5 protein-coding genes and 1 pseudogene are annotated in these 4,642 nt (G+C 68.8%); all 6 read left to right on the forward strand.

All coding sequences use genetic code 11. From position 1 onward, the window contains the following. The first annotated feature begins 84 nt into the window (after positions 1-84). The gene (locus tag AC27VN_RS33390) at positions 85-990 is read left to right on the forward strand and encodes an ABC transporter permease (RefSeq protein WP_490879338.1); all 906 of its coding nucleotides are present in this window, start codon (positions 85-87) and stop codon (positions 988-990) included. Continuing rightward, positions 987-1,817 carry an ABC transporter permease gene (locus AC27VN_RS33395; RefSeq protein WP_203202689.1) on the forward strand — a complete coding sequence of 277 codons (831 nt, stop codon included), beginning with the start codon at positions 987-989 and terminating at the stop codon, positions 1,815-1,817. The genes AC27VN_RS33390 and AC27VN_RS33395 overlap by 4 nt, the downstream gene beginning before the upstream one ends. Positions 1,818-1,863: 46 nt before the next feature. Then, on the forward strand, positions 1,864-2,934 hold the full coding sequence (locus AC27VN_RS33400) for an extracellular solute-binding protein (protein ID WP_093341086.1): 1,071 nt from the start codon (positions 1,864-1,866) through the stop codon (positions 2,932-2,934). Between the two features lie 97 nt (positions 2,935-3,031). Beyond that, positions 3,032-3,781 carry a GntR family transcriptional regulator gene (locus AC27VN_RS33405; protein WP_490879339.1) on the forward strand — a complete coding sequence of 250 codons (750 nt, stop codon included), beginning with the start codon at positions 3,032-3,034 and terminating at the stop codon, positions 3,779-3,781. Beyond that, positions 3,778-4,116: a N,N-dimethylformamidase alpha subunit family protein gene (locus AC27VN_RS33410; RefSeq protein WP_177239245.1), complete on the forward strand. Its 339-nt coding sequence runs from the start codon at positions 3,778-3,780 to the stop codon at positions 4,114-4,116. Before AC27VN_RS33405 ends, AC27VN_RS33410 begins: the two co-directional genes overlap by 4 nt. 22 nt (positions 4,117-4,138) lie before the next feature. Further along, positions 4,139-4,642: pseudogene (locus AC27VN_RS33415) on the forward strand (N,N-dimethylformamidase beta subunit family domain-containing protein); the annotation flags it as partial.

Genomic DNA, 4,642 nt, shown 5'->3' on the forward strand with positions numbered 1-4,642 from the left:
CGTCGCGCTCGCGGCCGGCGACCGCGTGGGCCTGCTGTGGCCGGCCGATGCGCTGCGCATCTATGGCGAAGAGGTGGCCGCGGCATGAGCACGGCGACCGTGCCCGCCATCGCGGCCTCGCCCTCGGCGTTCTCGCGCCTGTGGCTCGGCGGCCGGCAGCTCAGCGTGGCGGCCTCGGCCGTGCTGCTCGCGCCCTTCTTCGCGCTGCTGCTGCTGGTGTTCGTCTATCCGCTGCTGAGCCTGCTGTCGCTCAGCGTGCTCGAGCCGCATCCCACGCTCGCGAACTACGCGCGGGTGTTCGACAACCCGGTCTATGTGCGCGTGATGCTGCGCACCGGCTGGATCAGCCTGCTGACCACCGTGCTGGCGCTGGTGCTGGGCTTTCCCATCGCCTACATGATGACGCGCGTGAAGGGCGCCGTGGCCGCGCTGCTCACGGCCTGCGTGCTGCTGCCGCTGTGGTCCAGCGTGCTGGTGCGCACGGCGGCCTGGATCGTGCTGCTGCGCCGCGACGGCATCGTCAACAACGCGCTGCAGTGGCTGGGCCTCACGGGCGAGCCCGTGAAGCTGCTCTACACCGAGGGTGCGGTGGTGCTCGCGATGGCGCACGTGCTGCTGCCCTTTTTGATCCTGCCGATCTACTCGGCGCTCAAGAACATCCCCGACGACTACATGCGCGCGGCCGCCATGCTCGGCGCCAACCGCCGGCGCGCCTTCTTCGAGGTGCTGCTGCCGATGAGCCGCGCGGGCGTGTGGAGCGGCTGCCTGATGGTGTTCCTCTCGGCGCTGGGCTTCTTCGTCACGCCGGCGCTGGTCGGCAGCCCGCAGGAGCTGATGATCGCCACGCTGGTCTCGCAGCAGGTGCGCGAGATGCTCGACTGGCCCTTCGCGGCCGCGCTGATCGGCGTGCTGATGGTGGTGGTGGCCACGCTGACCATGGTCTTCAACAAGGCCGTGAGCTTCAACCGGCTGATCGGAGGCGGGGCATGAGCAAGAACGAGAACACCGTGCGCCACCGCGCGCCTTTCGACCTGGGCGCTTTCTCGCTGCGCGCCTACGTCTGGCTGGTGGTGCTGTTCATCATGGTGCCCACGCTGATCATCGTGCCGATGTCGTTCAGCCCGGCCGACTTCCTCGAGTTCCCGCCCAGCGGCTTCACGCTGCACTGGTACCAGGAGTTCTTCGGCGATCCGCAGTGGCAGAAGGCGGCGCTGCTGAGCCTGCAGGTGGCCGCGCTGACCATGGTCTGCTCGGTGGTCATCGGCACCATGGTGTCGTATGCCATCGTGCGCGGCACCGAGCGCTTCCGCTCGGCCACGCAGCTGATGGTGATCGGCCCGGTGATCGCGCCGCACATCGCGGTGGCGGTGGCCTGCTACCTGTTCTACCAGCGCCTGGGCGTGGTCGGTTCGCTGGCCGGCTTCGTGGCGGCGCACACGGTGCTGGCGCTGCCCTTCGTGGTGTTCACGGTCTCGGCCGCGCTGTCGCGCGTCGACCCCGACCTCGAGTCGGCCGCCATGAGCTGCGGCGCGAGCCGCGCGCGCGCCTTCTTCCACGTGACCTTGCCGCTGATCGTGCCGGGCCTGCTGAGCGGCGCGCTGTTCGCCTTCATCATTTCCTTCGACGAGCCCGTGGTCTCGTTCTTCGTCTCGAGCGTGCGCCAGCGCACCTTGCCGCGGCGCATGTTCGAGGACATCGAGCAGAACCTCACGCCCGTGATCCCGGCCATCGCCACGCTGCTCACGCTGCTGTCGATCGCGGTGCTGATCGCCGTGGCGCTGCTGCGCGTGCTCGAGCGCCGGCGCCGCGCCGAATGAGCACGTCCCCCGTTTTTTCCTGGTCCTCACTCACAAGGAGTTCGCGATGATGAAATGTCTGGCTCGAAGCAAGGGTGCCGCCCTCGCGCTGCTCGCCTGCGCGGCGTTCACCGGCGCCTCGGCGCAGGGGCTCGAGAAGGAGCTCGTGATCGCCACCACCGGCGGCCTGATGGAGAAGACGCTGGTGCAGTACTTCTACACCCCGTTCTCCAAGGCCAAGGGCGTGGAGGTGGTGCCCGCCGCGATCGAGGTGCCCGACCAGTGGGCCAAGGTGCAGGCCATGTCGCGCAGCGGCGGCATGGAGTTCGACATCGTGACCGCCACCCCGCCCGACCTGGTGCAGAAGAAGGAACTGCTGCAGGCCATAGACTGCAGCAAGCTGCCCAACGTCACCGCCAACGGCGTCAAGGGCGCCTGCACCACCTACGGCGTGATGCGCACCGTGGGCGGCATGCAGATCGGCTACAGCACCGAGGCCTTCAAGGGCGCCAACGTGCCCAAGACCTGGGCCGACTTCTGGGACACGGCCAAGTTCCCCGGCCCGCGCGGCCTGCCCGACACCGGCGACCGCGAATGGTGGGTGCCGGTGGCGGCGCTGCTGGCCGACGGCGTCGCGCCCGACAAGCTGTTCCCGCTCGACCTCGATCGCGCCTACAAGAAGCTCGACAAGCTGCGTCCCAACGTCGCCGTCTGGTGGAAGAGCGGCGACCAGCTACAGCAGATCATGCGCAACAAGGAGGTGGTCATGAGCATGGGCTACTCGGGCCGCCTGATCTCGCTGATGAACGCCAAGGTGCCGATCGCCGTGTCGTGGGACGGCGCCGTGCGCGACGTCGGCTACATGTCGATCCCCAAGGGCGCGCCGCACCCGAAGGCGGCCATGGCCTATCTGGACTTCTTCTATGCCTCGGCGCCCGAGCAGCACGTGAACTTCGTCAATGCCGTCAACTACGACACCGGCAACGGCAAGACCGCGAGCCTGTTCCCGCCCGAGCGCCGCGCCATGCTCGCGACCTCGGCCGAGAACTTCGACAAGCTGATCGTGGCCGACTACGAGTGGATCGGCAACAACCGCCAGATGCTGCGCGACCGCTGGATCGCCTGGCTGGGACGCTGATCCCGATCGCGTGAGTGCCGCTCGCGGGGCCACGGCAGGGCCACAATACGCCGCCGCGCGATTCCCGGCACACACGCAATCAAGGAGAGAGAAGCCCATGGCAACCCCGGTCATCAACGTGGTCGAACGCACCAATCTGGCGAGCCAGATCTACGAGCACCTGCGCGAGCAGCTGATGTCGGCCACCTTCCAGCCGGGCCAGCGCCTGAAGATCCGCGAGCTGGCCAAGACCATGGGCACCAGCGAGACGCCGGTGCGAGAGGCCCTGATCCAGCTCGTGCGCGACCGCGCGCTCGAGATGAAGGAGGGCTACTTCATCCGCGTGCGCCAGCTCTCGCTGGCCGAGTACCTCGAGCTGCGCGACATCCGCCTCGCGCTCGAGCCGCTGGCGGCCGAGCGCGCCGTGCCGCTGCTCGACAACGCCACCCTCAAGCAGCTCACCGAGAGCCACCGGCTGCTGGTGCGCGCGGAGAAGACCAAGGACTACCGCGCCGCCCTGCAGCACAACTTCGACTTCCACTTCGGCATCTACCGCCACTCGGGCATGCCGCAGCTCACCGAGCTGCTGGACCGCATCTGGGTGCAGGTGGGGCCGATGATGAACTTCCTCTATCCCCACGGCCATCCGACCTACGACGCCGAGCACCAGCACGTGAACGTGCTGCGCGGCCTGCAGCAGCGCGACACCGCGCTGGTGCGCCACGCCATCGAGCAGGACCTGATCGAGGGCGGACGCGACTTCGTGCGCGTGCTCGGGGAGATCGATGCCAATCCCGCGCGCGCCGAAGAACTGCTCGCGCTGCGCAACCAGCCGCCACCGACCGGCAGAAAGCCTCCCACCCCATGATGGACCACACCAGCGACCCGAACGCGGCGCGCTACGTACTCGACCCCAAGCGCACCGACCTCGCGCGCGAATTCCGCGGCTGCATCCGCGGCCCGCACAGCGAGGAACTGAAGAAGCTCCTGCATCGCATGCGCTGGGGCGCCTTCCCCGGCCGCTATCTGCTGGTGATGGTCGAGCCGGGCCGCCGCTGGGCGCTGGCGCAGATGCCCGACGAGCGCGGCCAGAAGGTCAAGGTGTTCCACGACGTGGTGTTCGAGTCGCTCGACGACGCCGAGTGGCATGTGTTCGGCCTGCGCTGGAAGGCGCTGACCGGCACCGAGCTGAAGCTGGATTGAAGAAGAACACCGCGAGACGACCATGAGCGCCCCCATCGACACCAATGCCTTCGTCGGCTACCCCGACACCCTCAGCGTGCGCGCCGGCGAACGCATCCGATTCCACCTCAGCAGCGAAGCCAGGCAGCAGGCCGACGTGAAGTTCGTGCGCGTGCGCTGCGCCGATGCCGACGCCACCGGGCCCGGCATCAAGTACCGCGAGCTCACGTCGCCGATCGACGGCGTGCATGCGGTCGCGTTCCACGAGGCGCCCTGCGGCTCCTTCATGTCGGTGCCCGCCGATGCGCGCTTCGCGCCCGAGGGTGCGTTCTCGTTCGGCTGCTACGTCTGGCCGACGCGGCTGCTGGCCACCCCGCAGACCGTGCTCGCGCGCTGGTGCGAGGACAGCGGCCGCGGCTGGGCGCTGCAGCTGTCGCGCGAGGGCCTGCGCCTGCGCGTGGGCGGCGCCGATGGCGCGATCGAGCTGAAGACCGATGCGCCGCTCGAGCAGCGCCGCTGGTACTGGGTGCAGGGCGCGCTCGATGCG

Source organism: Variovorax sp. 20P10.2.4, assembly GCF_058244205.1.